General features: G+C 66.1%; 29 protein-coding genes. 17 read left to right on the top strand and 12 right to left on the bottom strand.

Annotated elements, in window-relative coordinates; all coding sequences use genetic code 11:
• Window positions 1–7 precede the first annotated feature (7 nt).
• The 7 genes from ribD to DIE16_RS14320 all read left to right on the top strand — a co-directional run bounded on the left by ribD (window position 8) and on the right by DIE16_RS14320 (window position 6,077).
• Complete coding sequence (ribD, locus tag DIE16_RS14290; RefSeq protein WP_124487768.1) at window positions 8–1,129, top strand: bifunctional diaminohydroxyphosphoribosylaminopyrimidine deaminase/5-amino-6-(5-phosphoribosylamino)uracil reductase RibD; 1,122 nt, start codon at window positions 8–10, stop codon at window positions 1,127–1,129.
• A gap of 14 nt (window positions 1,130–1,143) precedes the next feature.
• Entirely contained in the window at window positions 1,144–1,773 is a 630-nt protein-coding gene (locus tag DIE16_RS14295; RefSeq protein WP_124892497.1) for a riboflavin synthase, read from the top strand.
• Window positions 1,774–1,955: 182 nt separating this feature from the next.
• A complete protein-coding gene (locus tag DIE16_RS14300) occupies window positions 1,956–2,474 on the top strand; it encodes a DUF1993 family protein (RefSeq protein WP_124487766.1) in 519 nt (172 codons plus the stop codon).
• A 187-nt stretch (window positions 2,475–2,661) separates the two neighbouring features.
• The gene (gene ribBA / locus DIE16_RS14305; RefSeq protein WP_044846224.1) at window positions 2,662–3,804 is read left to right on the top strand and encodes a bifunctional 3,4-dihydroxy-2-butanone-4-phosphate synthase/GTP cyclohydrolase II; all 1,143 of its coding nucleotides are present in this window, start codon (window positions 2,662–2,664) and stop codon (window positions 3,802–3,804) included.
• Between the two features lie 53 nt (window positions 3,805–3,857).
• Complete coding sequence (gene ribH / locus DIE16_RS14310) at window positions 3,858–4,376, top strand: 6,7-dimethyl-8-ribityllumazine synthase (protein WP_124521635.1); 519 nt, start codon at window positions 3,858–3,860, stop codon at window positions 4,374–4,376.
• Window positions 4,373–4,810, top strand: a complete 438-nt coding sequence (gene nusB / locus DIE16_RS14315) for a transcription antitermination factor NusB (RefSeq protein WP_044846225.1) — start codon at window positions 4,373–4,375, stop codon at window positions 4,808–4,810. The genes ribH and nusB overlap by 4 nt, the downstream gene beginning before the upstream one ends.
• A gap of 70 nt (window positions 4,811–4,880) precedes the next feature.
• Complete coding sequence (locus tag DIE16_RS14320) at window positions 4,881–6,077, top strand: pyridoxal phosphate-dependent aminotransferase (protein WP_124487764.1); 1,197 nt, start codon at window positions 4,881–4,883, stop codon at window positions 6,075–6,077.
• Between the two features lie 119 nt (window positions 6,078–6,196).
• On the opposite strand, the gene DIE16_RS14325 is transcribed toward DIE16_RS14320, so the two are convergent.
• Window positions 6,197–7,324 (bottom strand): lytic transglycosylase domain-containing protein, encoded by a 1,128-nt coding sequence (locus tag DIE16_RS14325; protein ID WP_124892498.1) that lies wholly within the window; start codon window positions 7,322–7,324, stop codon window positions 6,197–6,199.
• A gap of 597 nt (window positions 7,325–7,921) precedes the next feature.
• Between DIE16_RS14325 and DIE16_RS14330 the strand changes: the two genes are divergently transcribed.
• The gene (locus DIE16_RS14330; RefSeq protein ID WP_124892499.1) at window positions 7,922–9,478 is read left to right on the top strand and encodes a UbiD family decarboxylase; all 1,557 of its coding nucleotides are present in this window, start codon (window positions 7,922–7,924) and stop codon (window positions 9,476–9,478) included.
• 34 nt (window positions 9,479–9,512) lie between these two features.
• A complete protein-coding gene (locus tag DIE16_RS14335) occupies window positions 9,513–10,187 on the top strand; it encodes a LysE family translocator (RefSeq protein WP_124892500.1) in 675 nt (224 codons plus the stop codon).
• Window positions 10,188–10,290: 103 nt separating this feature from the next.
• On the opposite strand, the gene DIE16_RS14340 is transcribed toward DIE16_RS14335, so the two are convergent.
• Window positions 10,291–10,584, bottom strand: coding sequence for a hypothetical protein (locus DIE16_RS14340; RefSeq protein WP_044846230.1), 294 nt, complete (start codon window positions 10,582–10,584; stop codon window positions 10,291–10,293).
• Between the two features lie 512 nt (window positions 10,585–11,096).
• Here DIE16_RS14340 and DIE16_RS14350 point away from each other — a divergent pair.
• Together DIE16_RS14350 and DIE16_RS14355 are read left to right on the top strand one after the other, a co-directional pair.
• Window positions 11,097–12,026 carry a Rossmann-like and DUF2520 domain-containing protein gene (locus tag DIE16_RS14350; protein ID WP_124892501.1) on the top strand — a complete coding sequence of 310 codons (930 nt, stop codon included), beginning with the start codon at window positions 11,097–11,099 and terminating at the stop codon, window positions 12,024–12,026.
• 76 nt (window positions 12,027–12,102) lie between these two features.
• Window positions 12,103–12,666: a YggT family protein gene (locus DIE16_RS14355; protein WP_044846232.1), complete on the top strand. Its 564-nt coding sequence runs from the start codon at window positions 12,103–12,105 to the stop codon at window positions 12,664–12,666.
• A 14-nt stretch (window positions 12,667–12,680) separates the two neighbouring features.
• On the opposite strand, the gene DIE16_RS14360 is transcribed toward DIE16_RS14355, so the two are convergent.
• Both DIE16_RS14360 and crcB read right to left on the bottom strand, forming a co-directional pair.
• The gene (locus DIE16_RS14360) at window positions 12,681–13,031 is read right to left on the bottom strand and encodes a DUF190 domain-containing protein (protein ID WP_124487758.1); all 351 of its coding nucleotides are present in this window, start codon (window positions 13,029–13,031) and stop codon (window positions 12,681–12,683) included.
• Window positions 13,032–13,055: 24 nt separating this feature from the next.
• A complete protein-coding gene (gene crcB / locus DIE16_RS14365; RefSeq protein ID WP_124892502.1) occupies window positions 13,056–13,442 on the bottom strand; it encodes a fluoride efflux transporter CrcB in 387 nt (128 codons plus the stop codon).
• A gap of 54 nt (window positions 13,443–13,496) precedes the next feature.
• Here crcB and DIE16_RS14370 point away from each other — a divergent pair, with 54 nt between their 5' ends.
• Both DIE16_RS14370 and DIE16_RS14375 read left to right on the top strand, forming a co-directional pair.
• On the top strand, window positions 13,497–13,715 hold the full coding sequence (locus DIE16_RS14370) for a hypothetical protein (protein WP_124892503.1): 219 nt from the start codon (window positions 13,497–13,499) through the stop codon (window positions 13,713–13,715).
• 137 nt (window positions 13,716–13,852) lie between these two features.
• Entirely contained in the window at window positions 13,853–15,064 is a 1,212-nt protein-coding gene (locus DIE16_RS14375) for a S53 family peptidase (RefSeq protein ID WP_124892504.1), read from the top strand.
• 128 nt (window positions 15,065–15,192) lie between these two features.
• Here DIE16_RS14375 and DIE16_RS14380 read toward each other — a convergent pair whose 3' ends face one another.
• Together DIE16_RS14380 and DIE16_RS14385 are read right to left on the bottom strand one after the other, a co-directional pair.
• Window positions 15,193–16,077, bottom strand: a complete 885-nt coding sequence (locus DIE16_RS14380) for a Sir2 family NAD-dependent protein deacetylase (RefSeq protein WP_124892505.1) — start codon at window positions 16,075–16,077, stop codon at window positions 15,193–15,195.
• Window positions 16,078–16,156: 79 nt separating this feature from the next.
• On the bottom strand, window positions 16,157–16,762 hold the full coding sequence (locus DIE16_RS14385) for an NUDIX domain-containing protein (RefSeq protein WP_044846237.1): 606 nt from the start codon (window positions 16,760–16,762) through the stop codon (window positions 16,157–16,159).
• Between the two features lie 81 nt (window positions 16,763–16,843).
• Between DIE16_RS14385 and DIE16_RS14390 the strand changes: the two genes are divergently transcribed.
• The 3 genes from DIE16_RS14390 to DIE16_RS14400 all read left to right on the top strand — a co-directional run bounded on the left by DIE16_RS14390 (window position 16,844) and on the right by DIE16_RS14400 (window position 18,873).
• Window positions 16,844–17,599 carry a DeoR/GlpR family DNA-binding transcription regulator gene (locus DIE16_RS14390; RefSeq protein ID WP_044846306.1) on the top strand — a complete coding sequence of 252 codons (756 nt, stop codon included), beginning with the start codon at window positions 16,844–16,846 and terminating at the stop codon, window positions 17,597–17,599.
• Window positions 17,600–17,728: 129 nt separating this feature from the next.
• Entirely contained in the window at window positions 17,729–18,340 is a 612-nt protein-coding gene (locus DIE16_RS14395) for a chromate transporter (RefSeq protein ID WP_124892506.1), read from the top strand.
• On the top strand, window positions 18,337–18,873 hold the full coding sequence (locus DIE16_RS14400) for a chromate transporter (RefSeq protein ID WP_124892507.1): 537 nt from the start codon (window positions 18,337–18,339) through the stop codon (window positions 18,871–18,873). The genes DIE16_RS14395 and DIE16_RS14400 overlap by 4 nt, the downstream gene beginning before the upstream one ends.
• A gap of 83 nt (window positions 18,874–18,956) precedes the next feature.
• Here DIE16_RS14400 and DIE16_RS14405 read toward each other — a convergent pair whose 3' ends face one another.
• Together DIE16_RS14405 and DIE16_RS14410 are read right to left on the bottom strand one after the other, a co-directional pair.
• Complete coding sequence (locus tag DIE16_RS14405) at window positions 18,957–20,117, bottom strand: enolase C-terminal domain-like protein (protein ID WP_124892508.1); 1,161 nt, start codon at window positions 20,115–20,117, stop codon at window positions 18,957–18,959.
• A gap of 589 nt (window positions 20,118–20,706) precedes the next feature.
• Window positions 20,707–21,051: a cupin domain-containing protein gene (locus DIE16_RS14410; RefSeq protein WP_059448122.1), complete on the bottom strand. Its 345-nt coding sequence runs from the start codon at window positions 21,049–21,051 to the stop codon at window positions 20,707–20,709.
• A 325-nt stretch (window positions 21,052–21,376) separates the two neighbouring features.
• Here DIE16_RS14410 and DIE16_RS37090 point away from each other — a divergent pair, with 325 nt between their 5' ends.
• Entirely contained in the window at window positions 21,377–21,571 is a 195-nt protein-coding gene (locus DIE16_RS37090) for an HNH endonuclease (RefSeq protein WP_409364452.1), read from the top strand.
• A 5-nt stretch (window positions 21,572–21,576) separates the two neighbouring features.
• On the opposite strand, the gene DIE16_RS14420 is transcribed toward DIE16_RS37090, so the two are convergent.
• The 4 genes from DIE16_RS14420 to DIE16_RS14440 form a co-directional block, all read right to left on the bottom strand.
• The gene (locus DIE16_RS14420) at window positions 21,577–21,843 is read right to left on the bottom strand and encodes a hypothetical protein (RefSeq protein WP_260434384.1); all 267 of its coding nucleotides are present in this window, start codon (window positions 21,841–21,843) and stop codon (window positions 21,577–21,579) included.
• 98 nt (window positions 21,844–21,941) lie between these two features.
• Window positions 21,942–23,240 carry an FRG domain-containing protein gene (locus DIE16_RS14425; RefSeq protein ID WP_124892509.1) on the bottom strand — a complete coding sequence of 433 codons (1,299 nt, stop codon included), beginning with the start codon at window positions 23,238–23,240 and terminating at the stop codon, window positions 21,942–21,944.
• Window positions 23,241–23,440: 200 nt separating this feature from the next.
• Window positions 23,441–24,184, bottom strand: coding sequence for a GIY-YIG nuclease family protein (locus DIE16_RS14430; protein ID WP_185735467.1), 744 nt, complete (start codon window positions 24,182–24,184; stop codon window positions 23,441–23,443).
• Between the two features lie 447 nt (window positions 24,185–24,631).
• Complete coding sequence (locus DIE16_RS14440; protein WP_148095393.1) at window positions 24,632–25,603, bottom strand: hypothetical protein; 972 nt, start codon at window positions 25,601–25,603, stop codon at window positions 24,632–24,634.
• Window positions 25,604–25,723 lie beyond the last annotated feature (120 nt).

Here is a 25,723-nt window from a genome sequence, read left to right on the forward strand (position 1 = left end):
CGCACGCATGTTCTCGGATACCGATTTCGCCCACATGCAGCGCGCGCTGACGCTCGCGGCGCGCGGCATGTATACGACCGCGCCGAACCCGCGCGTCGGCTGCGTGATCGTCAAGGACGGCGACGTGATCGGCGAAGGCTTCACGCAGCCGGCCGGCCAGGACCACGCGGAAGTGCAGGCGCTGAAGGACGCGCGCGCGCGCGGCCACGACGTCGCCGGCGCCACCGTGTACGTGACGCTCGAGCCGTGCAGCCACTTCGGCCGCACGCCGCCGTGCGCGAACGCGCTGATCGACGCGCGCGTCGCGAAGGTCGTCGCGGCGATGGAAGACCCGAATCCTCAGGTGTCCGGGCGCGGCCTCGGGATGCTGCGCGACGCGGGCATCGACGTGCGCTGCGGGCTGCTCGCGCATGAAGCGGGCGAACTGAACATCGGCTTCGTGTCGCGGATGACGCGCGGTCGCCCGTGGGTGCGGATGAAGACGGCCGCGTCGCTCGATGCACGCACCGCGCTGCCGTCCGGCGAAAGCCAGTGGATCACCGGCGAGGCCGCGCGCCTCGACGGCCACGCATGGCGCGCGCGCGCGTGCGCGATCCTCACCGGGATCGGCACCGTACGCGAGGACAACCCGCTCCTGACCGTGCGCGGCATCGACACGCCGCGCCAGCCGCAGCGCGTGCTGGTCGACAGCCGTCTCGACCTGCCGCTCGACGCGCGCCTGCTCGAGGGCGCACCGCTGCTGATCTTCTGCGGCCGGCTCGATGCCGCCGGCGAAGTGCGCGCGAACGTGCTGAAGTCGCGCGGCGCGGAAATCGTGCCGCTCGCGAATGCGCACGGCAAGGTCGACCTGCCCGCGATGCTGGCGGCGCTCGGCGCGCGCGGCGTCAACGAGCTGCACGTCGAGGCCGGCCACAAGCTGAACGGCTCGCTGCTGCGCGAGCAGTGCGTCGACGAGCTGCTGGTCTATCTCGCGCCGAGCCTGCTCGGCAGCGACGCGGCCGGCATGTTCGACCTCGCCGCGCCGGCAAGCCTCGACGCCCGCACGCGGCTCGCGTTCCACAGCGTCGAGCGGATCGGCGACGATCTGCGGATCCTGGCGCGTGTCGCGCCGCCCCCTGCCACGCATTGAACGGAGCCGTCACGATGTTTACCGGAATTGTCGCGGCCGTCGGCCGCATCGAATCGATCACCCCGCTCGGCGCGTCGCCCGACGCGGGCGTGCGGCTGACCGTACAGGCCGGCGGGCTCGACCTCGCCGATGTCGCGCTCGGCGACAGCATCGCGATCCAGGGCGCGTGCATGACGGTGATCGCCAAGACCGGCACCGGATTCGACGTCGACGTGTCGCGCGAAAGCCTGAACCGCACGGTCGGCCTCGCGCAACCCGGCGAAGTGAACCTCGAGAAGGCGCTGCGCGCGCACGACCGCCTCGGCGGGCACATCGTGTCGGGCCACGTCGACGGCCTCGGTACCGTGACGCGCTTCGCGCCGGTCGGCGAGTCGCACGAGTTGCGCATCGTCGCACCGCGCGAGCTCGGCCGCTATCTGGCGTACAAGGGCTCGATCACGGTCAACGGCGTGAGCCTGACCGTCAACACGGTCGACGATCGCGCCGACGGCTGCGAATTCTCGATCAACCTGATCCCGCATACGGTCGAGGTCACGACGCTGCGTCACGTGAAGGCCGGCGACAAGGTCAATCTCGAAATCGACATGATCGCGCGGTATGTCGAGCGGATGATGTCGGCATCGCAGGGCGTGCATCAGGACTGATCCGGCGGTTCCGCCCCCTGGGCAGGGATTGGCGGCTGGCGGCTCGGCGCGGCACCTGGCCTGATGGCCAACGACGCGCACGCGCCATCCCGTCGCGCTAAGATGCAACGGCAGCGTTTTCGGCGCCGCGACGCACGGTGCGCCGCGTACCGGCTGCCCCTTTTCCTCCAGGAGTCGTCCCCATGTCCATCTCGATGTACCAGGCTTCGCTGCCCGTCCTGATCCGCGGCCTGACCAACCTGCAGCACATCCTCGGCAAGGCGCAGGCGCATGCGGCCGAGAAGCAGATCGACCCGTCGGTGTTCATCGGCGCACGCCTCTATCCGGACATGCTGCCGCTCGTCCGCCAGGTGTACATCGCGACCGACACGGCCAAGGGTTGCGCCGCCCGGCTCGCCGGCGTCGACATCCCGAGCTTCCCCGACGTCGAGCAGACGTTTGACGAACTGCATGCGCGCATCCAGAAGACGATCGACTACCTGAAAGGCTTCGACGCCGCGCAGATCGACGGCAGCGAAGAACGCCAGGTCGTGCTCAAGATGCGTGTCGGTCCGATCGAGTTCACCGGGCAGTCGTACCTGCTGAACTTCGTGCTGCCCAACTTCTTCTTCCACGTGACGACGGCGTACGACATCCTGCGTCACAGCGGCGTCGAACTCGGCAAGCTCGACTACCTCGGCGGCCGCAACGACCACGCGTGACGCACGGCGGGGCCCCGGCCAGCCTGCGGCTGCCTGACATCGGGCGGGCCGCGGCGGCCCGGGCAGGCCCGCCTCGCAGGCCGGTCGCACCGCGTTTCGGCGCGCTCGCCGGCCGCGCGCAGCCGGTGCCAGCCGAAACGCGGCCCGGCTGGCGTAAAATACGCACTTTCCTCTTTCTCGCCCCCTTATGACGCTCGCCTCCACGCTCGACATCATCGCGGAGTTGAAAGCCGGCCGGATGGTGATCCTGGTCGACGAAGAAGACCGCGAAAACGAAGGCGACCTCGTGATCGCCGCCGAATTCGTCACGCCGGAAGCGATCAACTTCATGGCCAAGTACGGCCGTGGCCTGATTTGTCTGACGTTGACGCAGGAACGCTGCAAGCAGCTGCACCTGCCGCTGATGACCTACCGCAACGGCACCCAGTACGGCACCGCGTTCACGGTCAGCATCGAAGCGGCCGAAGGCGTGACGACCGGCATTTCGGCCGCCGACCGCGCGCATACGATCGCCACGGCGGTCGCGCACGACGTCCGTCCCGAGCACATCGTGCAGCCGGGCCACGTGTTCCCGATCATGGCGCAGCCGGGCGGCGTGCTGGTGCGCGCCGGCCACACCGAGGCCGGCTGCGACTTCACCGCGCTCGCCGGGCTCACGCCGGCCGCGGTGATCTGCGAGGTCATCAAGGACGACGGCACGATGGCGCGCCTGCCCGACCTGCTCGAGTTCGCGAAGGAACACGGCCTGAAGATCGGCACGATCGCCGACCTGATCCAGTATCGCAGCCGCACCGAATCGATCATCGAGCGAATCGCCGAGCGCACGATGCAGACCGCGCACGGCACGTTCCGCGCGGTGCTGTACCGCGACCAGCCGAGCGGCTCGCCGCACATCGCGCTGGTGCGCGGCACGCCGTCGCCCGACGTCGATACGCCCGTGCGCGTGCACGAGCCGCTGTCGGTCCTCGATCTGCTCGAGACGGGCGTCTCGACACACTCGTGGACGCTCGACGCGGCGATGCGCGACATCGCGGAACGCGACCTCGGCGTGATCGTGCTGCTCAACTGCGGCGACACGAAGGAACATCTGATCGACGTCTTCAAGGCGTTCGACGAGGAAGAAAAGGCCGCTGCGCTGAAGCGCCGGCCGGTCGATTTCAAGACGTTCGGCATCGGCGCGCAGATCCTGCGCGATGTCGGCGTCGCCAGGATGCAGGTGCTGTCGAATCCGCGCAAGCTGGGCAGCATGTCCGGCTACGGCCTCGAAGTCACGGGCTTCATTCCGATGCCCGGCGGCGAAGCCAAGTCCTGCCCGGCGTCCCACGCGTAACCCGCCACGACGCTTTCGCCCTATAACCGTTCATCCACACCACGGACCAGATCATGGAAATCGGACAATACCAACCGAATCTCGAAGGCGACGGCCTGCGTATCGGCATCGTGCAATCCCGCTTCAACGAACCCGTCTGCAACGGCCTCGCCGATGCGTGCGTCGAAGAACTCGAGCGCCTCGGCGTCTCCGGTGAAGACGTGCTGCTCGTGTCGGTGCCCGGCGCGCTGGAAATCCCGCTCGCGCTGCAGAAGCTCGCGGAAAGCGGCCAGTTCGACGCACTGATCGCGCTCGGCGCGGTGATCCGCGGCGAGACGTACCATTTCGAACTCGTGTCGAACGAAAGCGGCGCGGGCATCACCCGCATCGGCCTCGACTTCAACCTGCCGATCGCGAACGCGGTCCTGACGACCGAAAACGACGAGCAGGCCGTCGCGCGCATGACCGAAAAGGGTCGTGACGCCGCGCGCGTCGCGGTCGAGATGGCCAACCTGACGATGGCACTCGACCAGCTCGGCGACGATGAGGACGAGGACGAAGAAGACGAAGACGACGAAGAGGAGCGCGCATGAAGAAGAGCGCCCGCCGACAATCGCGCGAGCTGGCGACGCAGGGCCTGTATCAGTGGCTGCTGTCGAACGCGGCCCCCGGCGAGATCGACGCGCAACTGCGCGGCGCGCTCGGTTACGACAAGGCCGACAAGGAGCTGCTCGACGCGATCCTGCACGGCGTGATTCGCGAGCATGCGACGCTCGTCGAAGCCCTCACGCCGTCGCTGGACCGTCCGGTCGACCAGCTGTCGCCGGTCGAACGCGCCGTGCTGCTGATCGCGACGTTCGAGCTCACGCATCATGTCGAAACGCCGTACCGCGTGATCATCAACGAAGCAGTCGAACTCGCGAAGACGTTCGGTGGCTCCGACGGCTACAAGTACGTCAACGGCGTGCTCGACAAGCTCGCCGCGAAGCTGCGCCCCGCCGAAACGCAGGCGCGCCGCAACGGCTGATTCCGCAGGTGGACGGGCGCGCGAGCGCCCGTTTTTCGTTCTCCCTCCCCCTCCCCGCTCCGCCCGACCGATGAATACCACCGCCGATTCGCTCGTCACGCTCGCCGCACGCGTCGACGCGATCCAGCCCTTCTACGTGATGGAACTGATGAAGGAGGCACAGCGGCTCGAGTCCTCCGGGCGCGACGTTATCCACATGGGCATCGGCGAGCCGGACTTCACCGCACCGGAGCCCGTCGTCGAGGCGGCGGCGGCCGCGTTGCGCCGCGGCGTCACGCAGTACACGAGCGCGCTCGGCATCGCGCCGCTGCGCGAAGCGATCGCCGCGCACTACGCGCGCGCGTACGGCCTCACGATCAGCCCCGAGCGGATCGTCGTGACGGCCGGCGCGTCGGCCGCGCTGCTGCTCGCGTGCCTCGCGCTCGTCGGCCGCGACGACGAGGTGCTGATGCCCGACCCGTCGTACCCGTGCAACCGGCACTTCGTCGCGGCGGCCGAAGGCCGCCCGGTGCTCGTGCCGAGCGGCCCGGAAGCGCGCTTCCAGCTCACCGCGGACGACGTTCGCACGCGCTGGGGCAGCCGCACGCGCGGCGTGCTGCTCGCGTCGCCGTCGAACCCGACCGGCACGTCGCTCGAGCCGGACGAACTGAAGCGGATCGTCGAAGCCGTGCGCGCACGCGGCGGCTTCACGATCGTCGACGAGATCTACCAGGGGCTCAGCTATGATGCGGCGCCCGTGTCGGCGCTGTCATACGGCGATGATGTCGTCACCGTCAACAGCTTCTCGAAGTACTTCAGCATGACCGGCTGGCGGCTCGGCTGGCTGGTCGTACCGCCCGCGCTCGTGAGCACGTTCGAAAAGCTGTCGCAGAACCTGTTCATCTGCCCGTCCACGCTCGCGCAGCACGCTGCGCTCGCGTGCTTCGAACCGGCGGCGCTCGACATCTACGAGGCGCGCCGCCTCGAATTCAAGCGTCGCCGCGACTTCATCGCGCCAGCGCTTGAACGGCTCGGCTTCACGGTGCCCGTGATGCCGGACGGCGCGTTCTACGTCTATGCGCACTGCGGCGGCGTCGCCCATCCGGCGGCCGGCGACAGCGCGGCGCTCACGCAGGCGATGCTGCACGACGCGGGCGTCGTGCTGGTGCCGGGCATGGATTTCGGCGTGCATGCGCCGCGCGACTATATCCGGCTGTCCTATGCGACCGCCTATTCGCGCCTCGAAGAGGCCGTCGAGCGGCTCGCGACGCTGTTCGGCCAGCACTGACGTCCGAGCGGCCCTCCCGGCCGGCGTGCCGGGCGCTACCGTCCACGCCAAAACGAAAAGGCACCCGAACGGGTGCCTTTTTGCGTGGGTCCTGCCGGAACCGCGGGGCGTTGCGTGACTTACGCGCCGAGCTCCGAATGATCGCCGTGCGCCTGCTTCGCGGTGTCGACGCTTGCGTCGTCCTGCTGCGGCGCGCCCTTCGGCGCGGCGGCGGCCTTCGCGGCAATCGGCTGCGCGGTGTCGAGCGTCGCGTGCACACGCTTCGTGCCGCCTGCCGCTGCCGTCACGGCCGCGGTGACGATCGGCTTCGACGGCTGGGCCGGCGCCTGCGGCGCATTGACCGGCACGCTGCGGCCGTGCGCGACGTCGCGCAGGCGGCCGCGCTCGGCCATGACCTTCGAGCCGTACACGGTGTCGTCCGGGTTGGTCGAGCCGTTGTACAGACGCAGGCCGTTCGCAAGCGAGCCGCCGCGGGCGATGCAGTCCTTCAGCACGAGCGCGCCGACCTGCAGGTTCGCGAGCGGCTGCAGCGCGGTGTCGGTACCGCCGAAATATTCGAACTTGTCGGAATGGACCTTCGACATGACCTGCATCAGGCCTTGCGCGCCGACGCCGCTTTCCGCGTACGGGTTGAAGCCCGATTCGATCGCCATCACGGACAGCAGCAGCAGCGGATCGAGGCCGACGTCGTGGCCGGTCTGGAACGCGGCCTTGACGAGCTGGCCGAGCGGCTCCTGGGCGACCCGGTAACGGCGCGACAGGTAGGTGGCGACGAGCGCCTGCTGGCGGTTCGACGCGAGCGCACGGTCGTCGCGCGCATCGGCCGGGACCCGCTGGGACGGGATCAGTTTCGCGAGCGCGACAGGCGACGGGCCGTTGCGGGCCGGATCGGACGCATCGCTCTGCGCGGCGGTTTCCGGTGCCACGTCGAGACCGACGGCGAGCGCATCCGTCTCGGGAGCCTCTTCCTGCTGCGGCTGCGCGCCGGCGGGCGCGAAGTTCGGCAGCGGATGGCCGGTCAGCAGACGGGCCGGACCGGCCTGCACGGCCGCGGATACGACCGGCATCAGCTTCGCGGCGAGGTTCCCGCGCACGGTCGGCAGCAGCCACAGGGCCAGTGCGATCGCGACGGCGAAACAGCCGACGACGCTGAATAAATGGTGACTGACACGCGTCCCGCGACGCAGCATGTTGCGCACGATCTGTGCATGCTGCTCACTGGGACGCCACGATAACCAAGCGTTCATTCAGATCATCTCCCATGAACATGACTCGTGCGGCTCGCTCGGCTCGATGGCGAGACAGAAAACGCGCCGCGGAATCACGACGCCGCACGCCTTGGTCGGGGCATGCAGGCATCGGGGAAACGGTATAAGTACCGTTCGAGGCCACGGTATAAGACGGCCGGCACCTTCGCACATTGGGCGAGGCGGGCATACGCGGTGGCACCCACGCAAAAAACCAGCGTCTGGTGGCGCTGGCTGGGACTACGACAAAGGCCGTCGAATACGCCGTGCAGGTTTCGGCGGACGGTGACGCGCTGCGTCAAAGATCGGTGATTGGCGGCTCGAAGCCTTTTACCCTGCAGCCAATGTGAGCGGATTCTAGCAGGGTTTTATAGATCGTCAACACTATAAAACCTTCAAATTATAACAAAAAGTAATTTTGAACCGCCCTTCAGATCGCGAGCCCCCTGCCGTAGGGGCTCTCCGCGCGGTCCACTTTTTTCTCCGCCCGGGCGTGCGCGCGGCGGCCCGGGTAAAATCTGCGCTCGATTCGGGGCCGCAGCCGGCCGCTGCGCCCGCCCATCGCTGCCCGCCTTGCGGGCGGCCCGGACCTTGTTCATGAAATACAAAGACTTACGCGATTTCATCCAGCGCCTCGAGGCGCTCGGCGAACTGCGGCGCGTCACGCAACCCGTGTCGCCCGTGCTCGAAATGACCGAGCTGTGCGACCGCGTGCTGCGCGCCGGCGGCCCGGCGCTGCTGTTCGCCGCGCCGCCCGGCAATGCGTTCCCGGTACTCGGCAACCTGTTCGGCACACCGCGCCGCGTCGCACTCGGGATGGGCGTCGATGCCGGCGACGACGCCGCGCTCGGCTCGCTGCGCGACCTCGGGCGGCTGCTGTCCGCGCTGAAGGAGCCGGATCCGCCGAAGAGCCTGAAGGACGCCGGCAAGCTGCTGTCGCTCGCGAAGGCCGTATGGGACATGGCGCCGAAATCGGTGTCGTCGCCGCCGTGCCAGGAGATCGTCTGGGAAGGTGCCGACGTCGACCTGCACAAGCTGCCGATCCAGACCTGCTGGCCCGGCGACGCGGGGCCGCTCGTCACGTGGGGCCTCACGGTCACGCGCGGGCCGAACAAGCCGCGCCAGAACCTCGGCATCTATCGCCAGCAGCTGATCGGCCGCAACAAGCTGATCATGCGCTGGCTCGCGCATCGCGGCGGCGCGCTCGACTTCCGCGAATTCGCGTTGAAGAACCCCGGCAAGCCGTATCCGGTCGCGGTCGTGCTCGGTGCGGATCCGGCCACGACGCTCGGCGCGGTGACGCCGGTGCCCGATTCGCTGTCCGAGTATCAGTTCGCCGGCCTGCTGCGCGGCAGCCGCACCGAGCTCGCGAAGTGCCTGACGCCCGGCGTCGACACGCTGCAGGTGCCCGCCCGCGCGGAGATCGTGCTCGAAGGGTTCATTTATCCGCAGGAAGGCGCGCCCGCCCCCGCCCCGGCCGGCGCACCGCCGCGGCCGGCCGGCTACGCGTCGGCCGCTTATGAGCATGCGCTCGAAGGCCCGTACGGCGACCACACCGGCTACTACAACGAACAGGAGTGGTTCCCGGTGTTCACCGTCGAGCGCATCACGATGCGTCGCGACGCGATCTATCACTCGACCTATACGGGCAAGCCGCCCGACGAGCCGGCCGTGCTCGGCGTCGCGCTCAACGAGGTGTTCGTGCCGCTGCTGCAGAAGCAGTTCACCGAGATCACCGACTTCTACCTGCCGCCGGAAGGCTGCAGCTACCGGATGGCGATCGTCCAGATGAAGAAGAGCTACGCCGGCCATGCGAAGCGCGTGATGTTCGGCGTGTGGAGCTTCCTGCGGCAGTTCATGTATACGAAGTTCATCGTGGTCGTCGACGAGGACGTGAACATCCGCGACTGGAACGAGGTGATCTGGGCGATCACGACGCGCGTCGACCCCGTGCGCGACACCGTGATGGTCGACAGCACGCCGATCGACTATCTGGATTTCGCGTCGCCCGTCGCGGGCCTCGGCTCGAAGATGGGGCTCGACGCGACCAACAAGTGGCCCGGCGAGACGAACCGTGAATGGGGCCGCCCGATCGAGATGGACGCCGCCGTGAAGGCGCGCGTCGACCGCCTCTGGCAGGAGATCGGACTGTAAGTCCGCGCGCTGAACGCACCCGACAAGAACGACGATGAGCTTTCCTCCCGCCTCGATGCTGTCCGACGGATTCTTCCTGTCGCTTTCGCTATGTCTCGACATCGGCCTCGTCAACGTCGCGATGCTGTCGCTGACGCTGTCGCACGGCTTCCGGCCCGGCTTCTGGCTCGGCGTCGGCTCGTGCGTCGGCGACCTCGTCTACGCGGCGCTCGCGCTCGCCGGCATGGCCGTGCTGCTGCAGTTCGAGGCCGTGCGCTGGATCGTCTGGATCGGCGGCGGTGCGGTGCTGCTGTTCCTCACGTGGAAGATGGCGCGTGAAGCGCTCGCGCCGGCCGGCGGCACCGACGACGGCGATGCGGACGACACGCCGCAGCCGCGTGCCAGCGCGCGGCGCAGCTTCATGCGCGGGATGCTGCTCGCGATGTCGTCGCCGAGCGCGATCCTGTGGTTCGCGGCGGTCGGCGGCGCGCTGATCGCGAAAGCCGGCGCGACCACGCCGGCCACGGCGTCGGTGTTCCTGTCCGGCTTCTTCCTCGGCGGCCTCGCGTGGACGCTCTTCATGTGCACGCTCGCGAGCCAGGGCCGCAAGCGCGCGGGCGCGGGGCTGATGCGCGCATGCCACGTCGCGTCGGCGCTGCTGTTCGCGTATTTCTCGTACAGCGTGATCGTCGGCGGCTATCGCGACCTGATCGCGCACGCCGTGTCGTAACCGGCGCGCACCGGATCGCGCGCCCAATGAAAAACGGCGCAACGCCCCACGCGGGACGTTGCGCCGTTTTGCCGCGCGCGGTCAGGCCGCCGCGCGGAATGCGTCAACGACGCCAGTAGCCGTGGTGGCCCCAGCCGCCGTAACCGTGACGCCAGTACGGACGGCCGTAGTAGCCGCCGACGACCACGGGGGGCGGGGCATAGTAGGCCGGCGCCGGCGCGTAATACACGGGCGGGGGCGGCGGTGCGTAGTACACGGGCGGCGGCGCCGCATACACGGGATACGCAGGTGCGATCGGAACCCCGATGCCGACCCCGATCGACACGTGGGCCTGCGCGGCGCTCGCGGCACCCAGGCCCAGCGCGGCGGCGGCGATGAACGGAATGAGCTTTTTCACTTCGATTCTCCTGCTGGAGCGGTAATTTGTGCGCCCCTGTCGGCAACGGCGGGCATGCACGTCGCATGCAAGCAATGTAGCGAAAACCCGCCGCGCGCGTATCGCGCATTTGTTGCAAATTGCAATTCCATCCGGCTGCAAACACCGTGCGGCGTGGCCTTGCGGATCCTCGACATCGCTTGCCGGTCGCGTGATTCCGTCCGACCAGTGAAAGCGCGACACATTGTCCGGTCAGTCTTACCGGATCCGGCAAGCACGGCGGGCACGCTTCCGTAATGAACGATTACAAATTTGAGACAAGACGCCGACAATTCAACGGGGATGTGGCCCCCGCGCGATTCGGGGCCGAATCACGCGATCGTCGCGGGCGGCGAAACCGGCCGCGCGAATTTACCGCTACCCCGTGTCGCACGCCGACGTCCAGGTCGTTCTCGCCCGGCGCCGCCCTTGCGCGGCCGCCCCGTCATTCCTGCGATACTGGCGGCTGCTCCGTTTCCGCTTCGTCACCCACCATGTCCCTTCCCGACACGCCCCGCCTCGGCTTCATCGGCGCCGGCCGCCTCGCGCGCTGCCTTGCCCTGCGTTTCGCGGCGGCCGGCTTTCCGGTCGTCGCGATCGCGAGCCGCACGGCGGAATCGGCCACGGCGCTCGCCGCGCGCATCGACGGCTGCCGCGCGCTCGACACGCCGCAGCAGGTCGTCGACGCCGCCGACCTGATCTTCCTCACCGTGCCCGACGACCATCTCGCGTCGACCGCCGCGGCGCTGCGGTTCGACGCGGCGCGCGCGGCGAGCCCGGCGCTCGTCCATTGCAGCGGCGCTTCGGCGGTCGAGCTGCTCGATCCGGCCAAGCGGCAAGGCGCGGCCACGGGCGGCTTCCATCCGCTCTACCTGTTCGGCGGCACCGACGCCGATCTCGCCCGCATCGACGGCTGCTCGGTCACGCTCGAAGCCGACGGCGCGCTGCACGCGACGCTGCTGCGGCTTGCTGACGCACTCGGCTGCCATCCGCTGTCGATTCCGGCCGGCGGCCGGATGCTCTATCACGCGGCCGCCCATTACGCGGCGAGCTTCGCGCTGTGCGGGCTGTCGGAGGCGGTCGAGCTGTGGCGCGGCCTCGGCTTCGACGAGGAAGCGGCACTGCGCGCGCTGCTGCCGATGCTCGCCGGCACGATCGAGACCGCGCGCGACAAGGGCCTCGCGAACGCACTCGCGGGCCCGGTATCGCGCGGCGACACCGGCATCGTCGAGCGTCAGCTCGCGCTGCTCGAGGCGCGCGGCGGCGATCACGCGACGCTGTACGCGCTGATGACCCGCCGCGCGGTCGCGCTCGCGGCGAAGCGCGCCGCGCCGCCGGCCGCGCTGCCGGCGCTCGCGCAGGCCGTCGAAACGTCGCTCGCGCGCACGACCGGGCACCCCTCCCCGCCGCGGGACGAGGCGTGATAAGGTGTCGGCCGATGCGCCGCCATCCGGCGTTGGCGGCCGCACGCTACTCGACTGTATAAAAAGGATGCCAACGATGTTCGGCGAGATCGCCCGTTTTCTGCTCAATACCGTCTTCACGCTGTTCGGCGCCGCGCTGATCCTGCGCGTCTGGATGCAGGCCGTCCGCGTGCCGCCGTACAACCCCGTCACGCAGGCCGTGCTGCAGGCGACCAACTGGCTCGTGCTGCCGCTGCGCCGCGTGATCGCGGGCGTGCGCGGCATCGACTGGGCAAGCGTCGTCGCAGCGCTGCTCACCGCGCTCGTCTATGTGGTGCTGATGGTCGTGATGGCCGGCTTCGACCCGGCCTCGGTGATCGCGACGCTCGTCGTGGTCGCGCTGCTCACCGTCGTGAAGTGGGCGCTCAATCTCGTGATCTGGATGACGATCCTGATGGCGCTGCTGTCGTGGCTCAATCCGCGCTCGCCGGCGATGCCGATCCTCTACCAGCTCACCGCACCGTTCCTGAACCCGCTGCGCCGCGTGATCCCGAACCTCGGCGGCATCGACCTGTCGCCGATCCTGCTGTTCGTGATCGTGCAGGTGCTGCTGATGATCGTCACGCGCGCCGCCGTGTCGCTGACGATCTTCGGCATCTGATCCGACGTGTCGCGCTACGCTGCCGGCCCCTGCGCCGGCGGCGCCTCGAGCGTGTCGATCACGCCGAAATTCGCCGGAATCATCGCGTAGCACACGCGCACTTTCTCGCGCGACACGCGCTCGAGCAGCCGCTTCGCCTCGTCCTCGGTGACGATGAACTCGACCTCGACCGCGAGCGAACCCTGCAGTTCGAAAAAGCGGTCCTCGTGCAGCACCCGATGCCGGCCGAAGCCGGCCATCGCGCGAAACGCCGAACCGCCCGCGACCCCCATCCGGTTTCCCTCCTCCAGCAACCACTCCCACAGCGGCTTCCAGTGCAGCCGGTGCTGCTCGTGCACGTAGAAGCGCAAGAAGACCCTGTCCATCGCGTCCTCCCGGTGCCGGCGCGCTCAGGCCACCGCGAACCACGCGCGCGCGGTCCACATGCCGAGCGCCGTCAGCGTGAACGATCCAGTCAAGTGTAGGGCAGCCACCGCGAACGCCCATCCGAATTCGCCCTGCACCGCGTGCGTCATCACTTCGACCGAATAGGTCGAGAACGTCGTGAGGCCGCCGAGGAAGCCGGTGATCACGAACAGCCGCCACTCGGGCGGCAGCCCGACGCGGGTGGTAAAAACGACGGCGGCAACGCCGATCACGTAGCCGCCGATCAGGTTCGCAGCGAGCGTGCCGAGCGGCACGGCGGGAAAGAACGCGTTGAGCGCAAGGCTCAGGAACCAGCGCAGCAATGCGCCGAGTCCGGCGCCGACGAAGATCGCGACCATCGAATAGAACAAGGGAACTCCTCGCTGACGAGCCCGCATCGCCGGATGCGGCCTACGCCGAACTGTATGCGCAATCGCGCCGCGACGGCAATGCCGGAGGACCGGCGGACGGGGCCCGGATCGCGTCGCACCGGCATCACGCAATTCATTATTCCGGCACCCGGGCCGCAATCGATGTTTTCCAATCGATTACGCCGGACATTACAAATCAAACCGGCGTCGATTATTTATCAGATTTTTAATACCGGAAAGATCAGCTTCATCGGGCGGCACGCCAGCGCCTGAACGCTGCATTCCATTGGTATTTCACGTATTTACCCTCATCAGATATTCCCGTATTCGTTCGATATCCGATGCAATTTACGCAGCCGATTTCGTAGAATTGTTTCGCCCCCTACTCCATCGACATGGAGATTCGAAGAATGAACAATATCCGCCTGTCTTCCATGTTGATACCGGCGCTGTGCGCGTCGCTGCTCGCGTCGAGCGTCGCGCTCGCCGGGGACAACGGGCCGCCGCCCTACGTCGAGGGCGCCCGTGCACCCAAGGGATTCGCCCGTCCGCCGTTCCATACGAAACCGCGCGCAAGCACGGCCACGGTGGCCGGCCTCACGCCGGCGCTCACCCGGCACGCGTACGGATTCGACACGATCGCCAACCAGGGCGACGGGATGGTCGTTGCGATCGTCGACGCATACGACGACCCGCGGATCGAGTCCGATCTCGGCGTGTTCAGCAACGCGTTCTCGTTGCCGGCCTGCACCACGGCGAACGGCTGCTTCACCAAGGTATATGCACGCGGCGCGCGGCCCAGGGCCGATTCGGGCTGGGCGCTCGAGATATCGCTCGACGTCGAATGGGTGCATGCGATCGCGCCAAAGGCGAGAATCGTGCTCGTCGAGGCCGCGTCGGCCAGCTTCAACGACCTGATGGCCGCGGTCGACGTCGCGGTCAAGCGCGGCGCGTCGGTCGTGTCGATGAGCTTCGGCGGCAACGAGTTCAACAGCGAAACCGGCTTCGACAGCCACTTCAACGTATCGGGTGTCACGTTCGTCGCGTCGTCCGGCGACAGCGGCACCGGCACCGAGTACCCGGCGGCGTCGCCGTACGTGGTGGCGGTGGGCGGCACGACGTTGTCCACCGACGTATCCGGCGCCTACGTCGGCGAGGCCACGTGGAGCGGCAGCGGCGGCGGCGTGAGTTCCGTCGAGGGCGAACCGGCCGGCCAGACCGCCTGGCCGGTGCCGGTCGCCGGCAAGCGCGGCGTGCCCGACGTCAGCTACGACGCGAACCCGTCCAGCGGTTTCGCGGTGTACGACTCGGTCACCTACCAGGGGCAGGCGGGCTGGTTCCAGGTCGGCGGCACCAGCGCAGGCGCGCCGCAATGGTCGGCACTCGTCGCGATCGCGAATTCGATGCGCGCGGCGGCCGGCAAAAGCCCGTTGAGCGGTACCTACAACACGCTCTATACGGTCGGGAAAAACGCCTACGGCAGCGGCTATCACGACGTCACGACCGGGTCCAACGGCAGCTGCGGCAGCATCTGCAACGCCGCGGGCGGCTACGACTACGTGACCGGCCTCGGTTCGCCGCAAGCACCGGCACTCGTGCAGGCGCTCGTCGGCCAGCCGTAACGGGTGAACGCAGGCCGTGCCGGGGTGCGGCGTTCAATCGCCGTGCCGTGCGACAAGCCCCGGCACTCGTGCAGGCGCTCGTCGGCCAACCGCAACGGGCGAACGCAGGCCGTGCCGGGGTGCGGCGTTCAATCGCCGCGCCACGCGCGGTCGAGCGCGGCGAGCGTCGCGAGCGCGCCGCCCTTCAGCCCGATCACGTCCGCGCGGCGCGCATGCGCTTCGCGCGCGTTGATGCGGATCACGTCGGCGCCGAGCCGTTCGCTCAGCAGCCGCACGGTCGGAATCGCGGTGCCCGCGCCGATCTCGACGACGCTCACCCGTCCTGCCTGCGCGATCCAGTCGTGCAGCGCCCGCTCCTGCGCGTCGTAGCGTTCGCCGAGCCAGCCGTGGTCGCCGAACATCAGGATGTTCGGCCGCGCGAGGCCGCCGCACCGCGGGCAGCGCGGCAACTCGCCGACCAGCCGGCACGCGGCCGCGTCGACGTCGGGCGTGAACGGCGCGGCGTCCCACGTGTCGTCCGAGCAGGGTCGCAGGCATTGCATCGAATGAATCGAACCGTGAATCTCGACGACACGCGCCGGATCGAAGCCGGCCTTCTGGAACTGGCCGTCGACATTGCTCGTCAGCACGAAGCCGCCGTTCGGCATCGCGTCCATCCAGCGCCGCAGGATCGCGAAGCCCGCGTGCGGCACCGTCCGACGGTAGAGTTCGAGACGGTGCCCGTAGAAGCCCCACGCAAGCTGCGGATGCGCGCGGAACGCCTGCGGCGACGCGATCTCGTGGAATTCGAAACGCTCGTGGCGCAGCGCCGGATACGCGCGCCAGAAGCCGTCCGTGCCGCGGAAATCGGGCAGCCCCGAATCGACGCCGATGCCGGCGCCGGCCGTCACGAGCAGCGCATCGGCCCGCGCGAACGCCTCGACGGCGGACGCGACCAGATGCGCCGGCAGTGGCGCGGAAGCGGCATTGGAATCGGCGGAACCGATGGAGTCGGGCGAATCGGAAATCGGCATGATGGCGCAGCGGTAGCGTCGAACGGTGTACGAATGGCGTCGCGCGATCATACGCCCGTTCGAGTGCCGCGCCGCGGCCTCATCCCGTCGTTGCGCGCCCGCCCGCGGGTTCACGCAGCGCGACGTACTGCAGCAGCATGATCGTCTTCGCGTCGACGATCTCGCCGCGCTCGACGGCATCCAGCGCCGCGTGCAGCGGCATCTCGACGACCTCGAGATCCTCGCCCTCCTCCGCGATCCCGCCGCCGTCGCCCGTGCGCAGCGACGCATCGTATTCGCCGACGAAGAAATGCAGCTTCTCCGTCACCGAGCCCGGGCTCATGAACGCCTCGAACACCTTGCGCACGCCGCGCACGCGATAGCCGGTTTCCTCTTCGGCCTCGGCACGGATGCGTGCGTCGGGCGTCGCGTCGTCGAGCAGGCCCGCGGCGGCTTCGAGCAGCATCCCGTCGTGTCCGTTGACGAACGCCGGCATCCGGAACTGCCGCGTGAGCAGCACGTCGCCCGTCGCCGCGTTGCGCAGCAGGATGGTCGCGCCGTTGCCGCGATCGTAGGTTTCGCGGCTCAGGCGCTGCCACGTGCCGTCGCGGCGCAGGAAATCGAACGTGACCTTCTTCAGCACATACCAGTCATCGGACAGCACCGTCGTATCAACGATGCGGACGCGGTCCCGCGTTGCGGCCATGGCGGCCTCCCATTCGACAAGTGATGGCACTCATGGTAACGTGCATATTCGTGCAATTTCAAGAAATTTCGTGCAAACACGATGCTGACGACCCAACGCAAGAAAGCGATCCTCGACGCGCTCGCCCGCGACGGCCAGGTGCTGGCTGTCGAACTGAGCGCGCAATTCGGCGTGTCCGAGGACACCGTGCGCCGCGACCTGCGCGAGCTGGCGGCCGAAGGCCTGCTGCAACGCGTGCACGGCGGCGCGCTGCCGGCGTCGCCGGCCGTCGCGCCGTTCGCGCAGCGCGAGACGCTCGACACGGCGGAAAAGCGGCGTATCGCACGCCGCGCCGCGCAGATGATCGCGCCCGGACAGGTCGTGATCGTCGACGGCGGCACGACCTCGGCCTTGCTCGTCAGCCAGTTGCCGCCCGACCTGCGCGCGACGATCGTCACGCACAGCCCGAGCGTCGCCGTCGCGCTGGCCGCGCATCCGTCGATCGACGTGATCCTGATCGGCGGACGGTTGTACAAGCATTCGATCGTCGCGGTGGGGGCCGCGGCGATGGAAGGCATCGCGCGCATCCACGCCGACCTGTATTTCATGGGCGTCACGGGCGTTCATCCGGTCGCGGGGCTCAGCACCGGCGACTTCGAGGAAGCGGCGATCAAGCGCGCGCTGGCCGCGCGAGCCGGCGAGACGATCGTGCTGGCGTCGCAATCCAAGCTGCGTGCGGCGTCGCAGTTCGTGATCGGCGAGCTCGCGCTCGCACAGGCCATCGTGGTCGAACGGGAAACCGATGCGGCGCTGACCGAGCCGATCGAGGCCGCGGGCGTGACGGTCGTGCGGGCCTAGCCGCGCGCCGGTTTCGGCGGGCGCGCCGACGTCGTTGCGCAAGCATCCTCGCCGGCCCGATGTCAGCGTGCTGACAGGCACCGCTTGCTACCATGGGCGACTGCCCACCCGCCGCGCCTTGTCCGCCCGATGTCTTCGCCCGCCACCCCGATCGCACCCGCGCCGCCCGACGGCGCTGCCCCGCCCCCCGGCGTCCTCGCCCTGTTCATCGCGTTCGCGCAAATCGGCCTCACCAGCTTCGGCGGCGGGCTGAGCGGGCGCATGATGCGCGACTTCGTGCACGAGCGGCGCTGGCTCGACGAAGAGGCGTTCCTCAACGGCCTCGCGCTGTCGCAGGCGCTGCCGGGCGTCAACGTGAAGAACCTCGCGATCTGGATCGGCTACCGGCTGGCCGGATGGCGCGGCGCGGTGGCCGGCTTCACCGGCATCATCGCACCGCCGGCCGTGCTGATCGTGCTGTTCGGCGTCGCGTTCTCGACGCTCACGCGCTTTCCACTCACGCATGTCGCACTCGCGGGCGCGGCCGCCGCGGCGATCGGGCTGTCGATCTCGATGGCGATCACCGCGGTGCGCCGGCTGCCGCGCCGCGCGCTGCCGTTCGCGGTGACGACGCTCACGTTCGTGTCGGTGGCGGTGCTGCACTGGCCGCTCGTCTGGACCGTGCTGATCGGCGGCACGCTGAGCGTCGCGCTCGAATACCGCCGTGCGGGCGCCGTCGCGGCCAGGAGCGCCGAACGATGACGACCCCGTCACGCTATGCCGCCCTGCTCGGCGTATTCGCGCCGCTGTCGATCGCGACGATCGGCGGCGGACAGGCGATCATCGCCGACATCCAGCGGCAGGTCGTCGACGTGCATCACTGGATGACGGCCACGCAGTTCGTGAACGACTTCGCGATCGCGCGGATGGCGCCCGGCCCCGGCTCGCTGCTCGCGACGCTGATCGGCTGGCAGGTGGCGGGCTTCTGGGGCGCGGTGATCGCGACGCTCGCGCTGTTCGGGCCGACCGCGTTCCTGATCTACGGCGTCGCGCATCTGTGGCGGCGGCACCAGGGCGCACGCTGGCAGATCGCACTCGAAGCCGGCCTGCGGCCGGTCGCGGCCGGCATGATCCTCGCGTCGGTCTGGGTGCTGCTGCGCGCGCTCGACGGCGGCTGGGCCGCGCGGGCGATCGCGGTCGGATCGACCGTGTGCGTGATGGGCACGCGCATTCATGCGTTGCTGCTGATCGTCGTCGGCGCGTTGCTGCTGGTCGGCGTGCACGCGATCGGCTGACGGCGGCATCCGCGCCAAGCCGGCCCGCCAATGCATGCACGGCCCGCTTCGCGATCGACGCGCGCTGACACCGGCGACGCCGGTCAGCGGCCCGCGACCGCGCGAAACGCGCGACAGGCATCGGCATGCAGCTCGAAACCGATGCCCGGCGCCTGCGGCACGGGCGTGTAGCCGGCGTCGACCGTTGCGCCGTCCGCCAGCCCGCTGAACGGATGGAACGCGAACGGGCTGACTTCCGCGCCGCCGAGCCCGAGCGCCGACACGACGTGCAGCGAGAACAGATGACCGCCATGCGGCCAGAACGCATCGCGCCGCCAGCCGTTCGACACGAAATGGTCGACGATCTGCAGGTAGCCCGGCAGGCCATAGCAATGCACCGGATCGAACACGAGGACGTCGCGGTCCGGGCGCAGGCCGCCGTAGCGCTCGAGCAGCTTCGCTTCCGCGAGCGAGAACAACGCCTCGCCGGCCGCGACCGGCGGCGTGTATTGCGCAGTCAGGTCCGCGTGAAGCGGCAGGTCGAGCGGGTCGCACAGATCCTCGAACCACCAGAGTTCGAACGGGGCCAGCCGCGCGGCGGCAGCGGGGCCGCTCGTCGCGTCGTACGCGTTCATCGCGTCGACCGCGAGATGCGAGCTGTCGGCAAGGCAGGCCGCGGCGGTTTCGACGCGGCGTGTGTCCTGGTCGATATCCGGGCCGCCGATCTTGATCTTCGCGTGCGTGTAGCCGAGATCGGCGATGCGGCGCATCTCGTCCGACAGGTGCGGGAGATCGTCGTGCGGATAGCGGTAGCCGCCGCCCGCGTAGACGCGCACGCGGGGCGCCGCGTCGCGCGCGAGCCGGTCGGCGACGAAGCGATGGAGCGGCAGGCCCGCGATCTTCGCGGCGGCATCCCAGATCGCCATGTCGAGCACGCCGACCGCGACGCAGCGTTCGCCGTGCCCGCCGGGCTTCTCGCCCGCCATCATCGCGCGCCATGCGCGAAACGGATCGAGGTTCGTGCCGGCGTCGTCGGCGATGGCGTGCGCGGCGGCCAGCAGACGCGGCGCGAACCGTTCGCGAATCAGCCCGCCCTGCGCATGGCGGCCGACCGACGCGTAGCCATAGCCCGTGACCGGCCGGCCATCGCTCACGACATCGGTGACGATCGCGACGACGCTCGTCGTCAGGCCGCCCGACGGAATCGCCGGATCGGCATAGCGGGAAACCGGGATCGCCTGCTCGCGGATGTCGGTGATGCGCATGGTCGGGGTTCCGGGAAAACGTTCGGCGTTCGCGGGCCATGCACGCGCGGCAGCCGGCGTGACGGGCGGATCGCTGCATCATAGGCGCTTGCGCGATGCCCTGCAGGCTCGCGATCGTCGCGATGCCGTGAAGTCATGCGACTTGAGCGACAGCATCCGAATCGCGCCGTACCGCATCGGTGTGCGAACGCGTGCTCCGTCATGCGCGAGGCGCGTGACACGTGCACTTGCGCGTCGGCCATGCGCGGCCTCGGCAACGCGCGCCGAGATCCAATGGCGCCCCCGCGATTTACGCTTGTACCGCGGCACCGCCGCGCCGATCGGTATCGCATGCGAAACATGTCGCTGCCGGTGAACAGGCGGGTGAACAGCGCGTCACCCGGCGCGATCCGCGCGATAGTGGAACCGGCCGGGCGTGCGACCACGCTCGGGAGCTGTTTCCGACCCGGAACGCGTTTTATTTTGTTGGGCCGGGGTTCGCTGCTGGCGATCCCCGGCTGAATCCGCTGTTCGTCGGTATCGGCTGAAGGTGCGGCTCAACGCGTCGGTGCGACCGGCGCGTTGGCGCAGCCCGAACCGATCCGCACGCTCACGCGAAGACGAAGTACTTGCGCACCGTCTCCACCACTTCCCACGTTCCTTTCATGCCGGGTTCGATCACGAACACGTCGCCGGCCTTCAGGTGCACCGGCTCCTCGCCTTCCGGCGTGATGATGCAGTAGCCGTCGAGGAAGTGGCAGTACTCCCATTTCTCGTAGTTCACCTCGAACTTGCCCGGCGTGCAGATCCAGGTGCCCATGATCTTGCTGCCGTCCTTGGAGACGTAGGCGTTGAGGTTCACGGTGTGCGGATCGCCGCCGATGCGCTTCCACTTGGTCGCGTCGACGACCGGGGTCGGGCAGGTTTTGCGCAGAACGGTGATGAAATCGGACATGTCAGCTCCAGACTAACGATCGGGTAAGAGGTCTGTCACGTTAGTTCGAAAGCTGCACCGCAGCTTGTATGCGTCCGACACCGACTCGTCCATTTTCGACACGTGCCCGCATGCGGGCGCGCCGCCAGCGCATTTTCCGGACGGCCTTGCGTTGACGGACCGCTGCAGACCGATCCTTGACGCTCATTACCGGCGATCGATCGCACCGCCACCGGGCCATGCCGGTTTCAAGGCCGGCGGCCAAAACGCCTCGCTTGCAACATTTGCGCCAAACTTGGGTGCTTGATCGAGCGTAGGCGATCTGCGAGGCGTGTGACCAGCCCGCCTGTTCTCGCGCGCGGATGGGTTCCCCTTTTCTCGAAGTCATCATCTCCGAAAGCTGGTGGACGGCGGATCGGATACGGTGACGAATGCGGTCGCCGTTTGCCCCAACTGCCATCGGCGCCTTCACTTCTCGGAAGACGCTCACTCGTACCGAGAAACCCTCCATGGAAAGGTAGCTGAGCTGGCGCGTGAGTAGCAGCGTCAGAAATCGGACGGGCGACCGTTGTACGTCGCCCATGCCAATTCGATGAGTCTCGCGCCCACCTCGCCCGCGTCGAATCCTGGGATGTCTTCGAGAAGTGTCAGAAGATTTTCAGTGAAATCTGCTCGCGAAAGCTTGCCGCCGCAATCTTCACACACAGCAGCAGCAGCAGCAGCAGCCAGATCGCAAATCTGATCGATGGTCAGCAGCGGAAAATTGTTGGGGTGTTGGGTGTCGTCTATGCGACGACTATCCGGGCAGACCACCGCTCAACACAACGCAATGGACAGTTGAAACGTGGCGATCGGCACAACCCCATTACCGCCACTTACTTTCAACGGTCAATCTCATCCAATACGGGTCACTAACCCTTGAACGCAAACTTCTCAGCGATGTACTTCGCCGAATTTTCAATGTATGGAAACACCGTACTCTCGTTGATATTCAGTTGATCTAGTTGACTGAGCACCATCCGCTTATTCGTCACCGCAATTCTCTGAACTGCAATCTCCGAAGTGCCACGCTCATCCAGCACAGCGTCATGCCCGAACAGCAAGAATGCTCCCGATTGGAAGGAGATTCTGTTGTTTGTGTGTTTTCCCTTGACGCAAATGACAGATCGCAAGTGACGAGGATCCATCCTACTTTCAAAGAATGGTTTTTCTTCTTTGACAAAGTGGAGCAACTGCTTGATCGGCTGCTGCTTATTGAATTTGCGGACATCGTTGCTGCTGTAGTCGATGGAATCCTTCCTCTCCTGCGGAAGCCGCGTCAAGTTTGCGATGCAACTTGCGGTATCCGAATCGAAGTACTTGATTTGACTCCGCTCCATAGAAAACACGATGACCTCACCATCGTGGTCAAGATTGCTCTTGCAAGCAAAATACAAAGCGATCAGAGGATTCGATGTGATATCAAGCAAGCGTGTAGGCAATGAGTAGTGCTGCATTCGCACGAGCCGATCCAACGTGTACACGTCACCTTGGAAGTCCACGGAATTCGAGACAAGCAACTCTTTATACATCCGGTCTTCCGAATCACGATTGATAAAATTCCCGCGCTCGTCCTTGCGGAAGATGGACGGCTCGAGTCGATACTTGGTTCGATTCGAGTGCCCTCGATAAAACACCTCGCAACCACCATGGTCGAGGTTCAGCACCTTCTCAATAAATGCACCGACGTTGCCAGCCTGAAATTCAGGGGCGGAAACCGGCGGCAAGTCTGATTTTTCGATTCTCGAACTGGTCGCATTACGTGGGACGAGGCCCGCGCCCGTCAACACGTCAAAGAGATCCTCATCCTTGATCGCCCAATGTGTCCGATTTAACTCCCAACTACGAATGTCTAGGGAGGTTTGAAGCGGCTTAATTCGCTCAAAAGGAATGGGCGGAACGCGGGGATCCAAGTCTGGTTCGAGATATAGCGTGCGCTCGCTGTTTCGCAGCTTGACCTTCTTCAGACGACCGACTCGCATAGGCTCATCAGTGCCCTCGTAGGCAAACAAACACGGCAGTTCTGTTAGTGCCTGCAGCTGTGGAGATTTCAGTTCCCGAAAGCTAACGGAGATATCGTCGCTGGTATATTCAAGAAATCGGCTTCGGTCGTACTCGTAACCTGGTCGATCCCAAGCTCCGATCTCAGCTGTTACGAGGAAGTTGAACATGCTATCTGCAGATCTAGTAGATAAATAACAGCGCCCCAATGTAACAGATGCGTAGTGCTCGCGCCATAGGCAAAATTCTGCTATTGGCATACGCTAGTTACTAGCCATTCATCGGCGTGCTGTAATAAAGCGTCATCGATTTATATGCCGCAACTCCCCCTAGACCGCTCGCTTTTTCAGGCCAATACATTGCCGACGGCTTAGGCTCTCATCCTAATTTTTTCCACATCACTGTCCGTGAGGTCAAACCATTCGCCGTTTATCCGTTTGGTAGCAAACATATTGTGATAACGACGCTCTGCCTCATGGCAGTCATCGAACCATGCACAAAATGGAATGGTATAGACGATAGGCAGATGAACACCAAAAGCCCTCATCCGTGCGGGCACATTTCGAGTCCTACCTACCTTATAGCCGTAGGCTGACTTGAGGACGTAGACAACCCCCGCTTTGGGACCTGCCGTCGGTTCCCCGATAATCTCGATGGGAATCAAACGTTCTGACGGAATTCCACTGCGCCCTATCGCCTTTCTCGGGCCGGTAGGTCTGGTGGCAACCGGCGCATGGTCACGAAGATCCATACCACCAAATGCTTCGCTCCAAAGCTCGTGCAGTCCATAGCCCGCAATTTTAGAAGAGGCGAAGCCAAAGCCCCCCTCCTTCCATTTGTTGCGGCCGAATCCGGTGTCTACCCAAATCTCGGCATTGGAAGGTCTCCACTCGACCGTTCGTATTCCGCCGCCCCCTCCGGTCACGATGCCAAGCCATCTGAACAGTCCCATCTGCTCTGCTTCGTCGTAGGCGGCAATCGTGATTCCGTGGCCAATTCGAGGAGGTGATGACTGGTTAGCCAGCGCTTCCGGCAAGCTAAACTCCGTCGCTGGACGTAAATCCCCAGCGTCGATGCTACAAGGCACGCGCCAGTATTTCAACGGCGTGAGCATGCGCGCCTCCCCACCGCTCATTTCTTTCTAGTCGTTTGCCGCTGCGAAAGCGCCGAACCGGCCGCACTCTTTGAAGCCGCGCTCGTTCGACCATCACGAAGTACTTGCGAAGCACTGGATGCGGCGCTTGATGATGTGACTTTCTTTGGGGCGGCCACCTGCGAGAGAGCACTCCCTGCAGCAGTTTTAGAATTTTTACCAGTGGAGCCGTTCGAGAGAACTTGCGACGCACTCTGTGCAGCTTTCGGTCCCGTGACTTTACTTTTCATGCCAACCCCCGAGCATTGATCATTTGGAATTTAATACCGCCCACCCAGTATTGCACATTCCTTTGCAACCTCTCCGCCTCGTTTACCCGATACCGAATTCGAACGGTTCACAACCTAAGATTCCGCCGGAGGCTACGCAGCGATACAGGAGCGATTACTAGAAAAACAGTGGCATATCCTATGAAGCTGACCCAACTTGAGCAAACAGATCCGAAGATCGCTGGACAGGAGTGAAAAGCTCATCGTACAGCGCATCGGGCTGAACTTTGAAGCGCAATCCGTCCGCAAGACGAGTCAACGCAGAAAGACCAACGATGCACAATCCGAATCGCTCTGTTTCTTCGATAAACGGCTCGATCTCCGCGTCTCCGTGCTTTGTGATGAGAACCCCGTTTACCTGAACGTTTCCGAGTCGCTGTGTGGCAAAGCCGTTCTTTATACGTAGCACACGCTGGTGTAGCTTCGAAAGCTTCTCGGATGAGTTAGTGACGGCAGCCGCGCACTCGATCACTGCGATCCTTCGAGTCGGAGTCTCGCAATATATATCTGGCGCTTCCTGCAAGTGGGATACCTCGCCAAGATACATACAGTCGAATCCGAGTTCTTCCAGGACGAGCGCCAAAACCCGCTCAAACGGGTGACCACGAGATTCGCGCGACAGCAGTTCTTCACGAAGCTTCGTGAGATCCTTGTCGAATTGCGCAAGAAATGCCGAACGCTGACTTGGCAGCCGAGTCGGGTCACCGATCCACCAACGTGAAACATGATGCCCTGCGTAACTCAGAAAAACTTGGCATACCGCCGCGTCAGCTTGTGGCAGCGTGTAGAACTCTCCGTCGACCTCGATCTGCCCCGCATGAAAGATTCGATCAAGGTCGAAATTCGCATTCGCCAAATCGATTCGCACTCGCCCTACAGTAATGCCGTCCAGTTCTACGACGGAAGGTTCGAGCAAAGTCGGGCGGACCGTCTCGTAGACGTATCGAACTATCGCCCAATGAAGCCACTTTGTGCCGGCAACCTCTATAGCCAAGTACGACACAATTACGTGCTGCGCGGCACTCGTCCAATGCTCCGCAAGGGCCCGAAATCGATCGATTTCAGATTGCGCATATGTCGATATTTGGAATGGGACGCTAGTCAACATCATCGCCCGCCGCTCGTGGCTATAGATCGCACGATCATACGCCGAAACACGTAGCTGGCCCCTTCAACGCGGGTGACGGGGAGTCTTACGAGCGATGCTGCCGCCCCACGATCCAGCCATGCC

It is taken from the genome of Burkholderia sp. Bp9090, from assembly GCF_003857985.1.
Classification (GTDB): domain Bacteria; phylum Pseudomonadota; class Gammaproteobacteria; order Burkholderiales; family Burkholderiaceae; genus Burkholderia.

Bases quoted from the DNA above. Each gene is read 5' to 3' on its own strand.
- DIE16_RS14385 (WP_044846237.1), bottom strand. From the start codon at position 16,762: ATGGCCGCAACGCGGGACCGCGTCCGCATCGTTGATACGACGGTGCTG.
- DIE16_RS14325 (WP_124892498.1), bottom strand. From the start codon at position 7,324: ATGAACGCTTGGTTATCGTGGCGTCCCAGTGAGCAGCATGCACAGATC.
- DIE16_RS14395 (WP_124892506.1), top strand. From the start codon at position 17,729: ATGTCTTCGCCCGCCACCCCGATCGCACCCGCGCCGCCCGACGGCGCT.
- DIE16_RS14295 (WP_124892497.1), top strand. From the start codon at position 1,144: ATGTTTACCGGAATTGTCGCGGCCGTCGGCCGCATCGAATCGATCACC.
- DIE16_RS14320 (WP_124487764.1), top strand. From the start codon at position 4,881: ATGAATACCACCGCCGATTCGCTCGTCACGCTCGCCGCACGCGTCGAC.
- DIE16_RS14380 (WP_124892505.1), bottom strand. From the start codon at position 16,077: ATGCCGATTTCCGATTCGCCCGACTCCATCGGTTCCGCCGATTCCAAT.
- DIE16_RS14390 (WP_044846306.1), top strand. From the start codon at position 16,844: ATGCTGACGACCCAACGCAAGAAAGCGATCCTCGACGCGCTCGCCCGC.
- DIE16_RS14410 (WP_059448122.1), bottom strand. From the start codon at position 21,051: ATGTCCGATTTCATCACCGTTCTGCGCAAAACCTGCCCGACCCCGGTC.
- DIE16_RS14430 (WP_185735467.1), bottom strand. From the start codon at position 24,184: ATGCTCACGCCGTTGAAATACTGGCGCGTGCCTTGTAGCATCGACGCT.
- DIE16_RS14375 (WP_124892504.1), top strand. From the start codon at position 13,853: ATGAACAATATCCGCCTGTCTTCCATGTTGATACCGGCGCTGTGCGCG.
- DIE16_RS14330 (WP_124892499.1), top strand. From the start codon at position 7,922: ATGAAATACAAAGACTTACGCGATTTCATCCAGCGCCTCGAGGCGCTC.
- DIE16_RS14300 (WP_124487766.1), top strand. From the start codon at position 1,956: ATGTCCATCTCGATGTACCAGGCTTCGCTGCCCGTCCTGATCCGCGGC.
- DIE16_RS14355 (WP_044846232.1), top strand. From the start codon at position 12,103: ATGTTCGGCGAGATCGCCCGTTTTCTGCTCAATACCGTCTTCACGCTG.
- DIE16_RS14440 (WP_148095393.1), bottom strand. From the start codon at position 25,603: ATGATGTTGACTAGCGTCCCATTCCAAATATCGACATATGCGCAATCT.
- DIE16_RS14425 (WP_124892509.1), bottom strand. From the start codon at position 23,240: ATGTTCAACTTCCTCGTAACAGCTGAGATCGGAGCTTGGGATCGACCA.
- nusB (WP_044846225.1), top strand. From the start codon at position 4,373: ATGAAGAAGAGCGCCCGCCGACAATCGCGCGAGCTGGCGACGCAGGGC.
- DIE16_RS14335 (WP_124892500.1), top strand. From the start codon at position 9,513: ATGAGCTTTCCTCCCGCCTCGATGCTGTCCGACGGATTCTTCCTGTCG.
- DIE16_RS14400 (WP_124892507.1), top strand. From the start codon at position 18,337: ATGACGACCCCGTCACGCTATGCCGCCCTGCTCGGCGTATTCGCGCCG.
- ribD (WP_124487768.1), top strand. From the start codon at position 8: ATGTTCTCGGATACCGATTTCGCCCACATGCAGCGCGCGCTGACGCTC.
- ribBA (WP_044846224.1), top strand. From the start codon at position 2,662: ATGACGCTCGCCTCCACGCTCGACATCATCGCGGAGTTGAAAGCCGGC.
- DIE16_RS14360 (WP_124487758.1), bottom strand. From the start codon at position 13,031: ATGGACAGGGTCTTCTTGCGCTTCTACGTGCACGAGCAGCACCGGCTG.
- DIE16_RS14350 (WP_124892501.1), top strand. From the start codon at position 11,097: ATGTCCCTTCCCGACACGCCCCGCCTCGGCTTCATCGGCGCCGGCCGC.
- DIE16_RS14405 (WP_124892508.1), bottom strand. From the start codon at position 20,117: ATGCGCATCACCGACATCCGCGAGCAGGCGATCCCGGTTTCCCGCTAT.
- ribH (WP_124521635.1), top strand. From the start codon at position 3,858: ATGGAAATCGGACAATACCAACCGAATCTCGAAGGCGACGGCCTGCGT.
- DIE16_RS14370 (WP_124892503.1), top strand. From the start codon at position 13,497: ATGCGCAATCGCGCCGCGACGGCAATGCCGGAGGACCGGCGGACGGGG.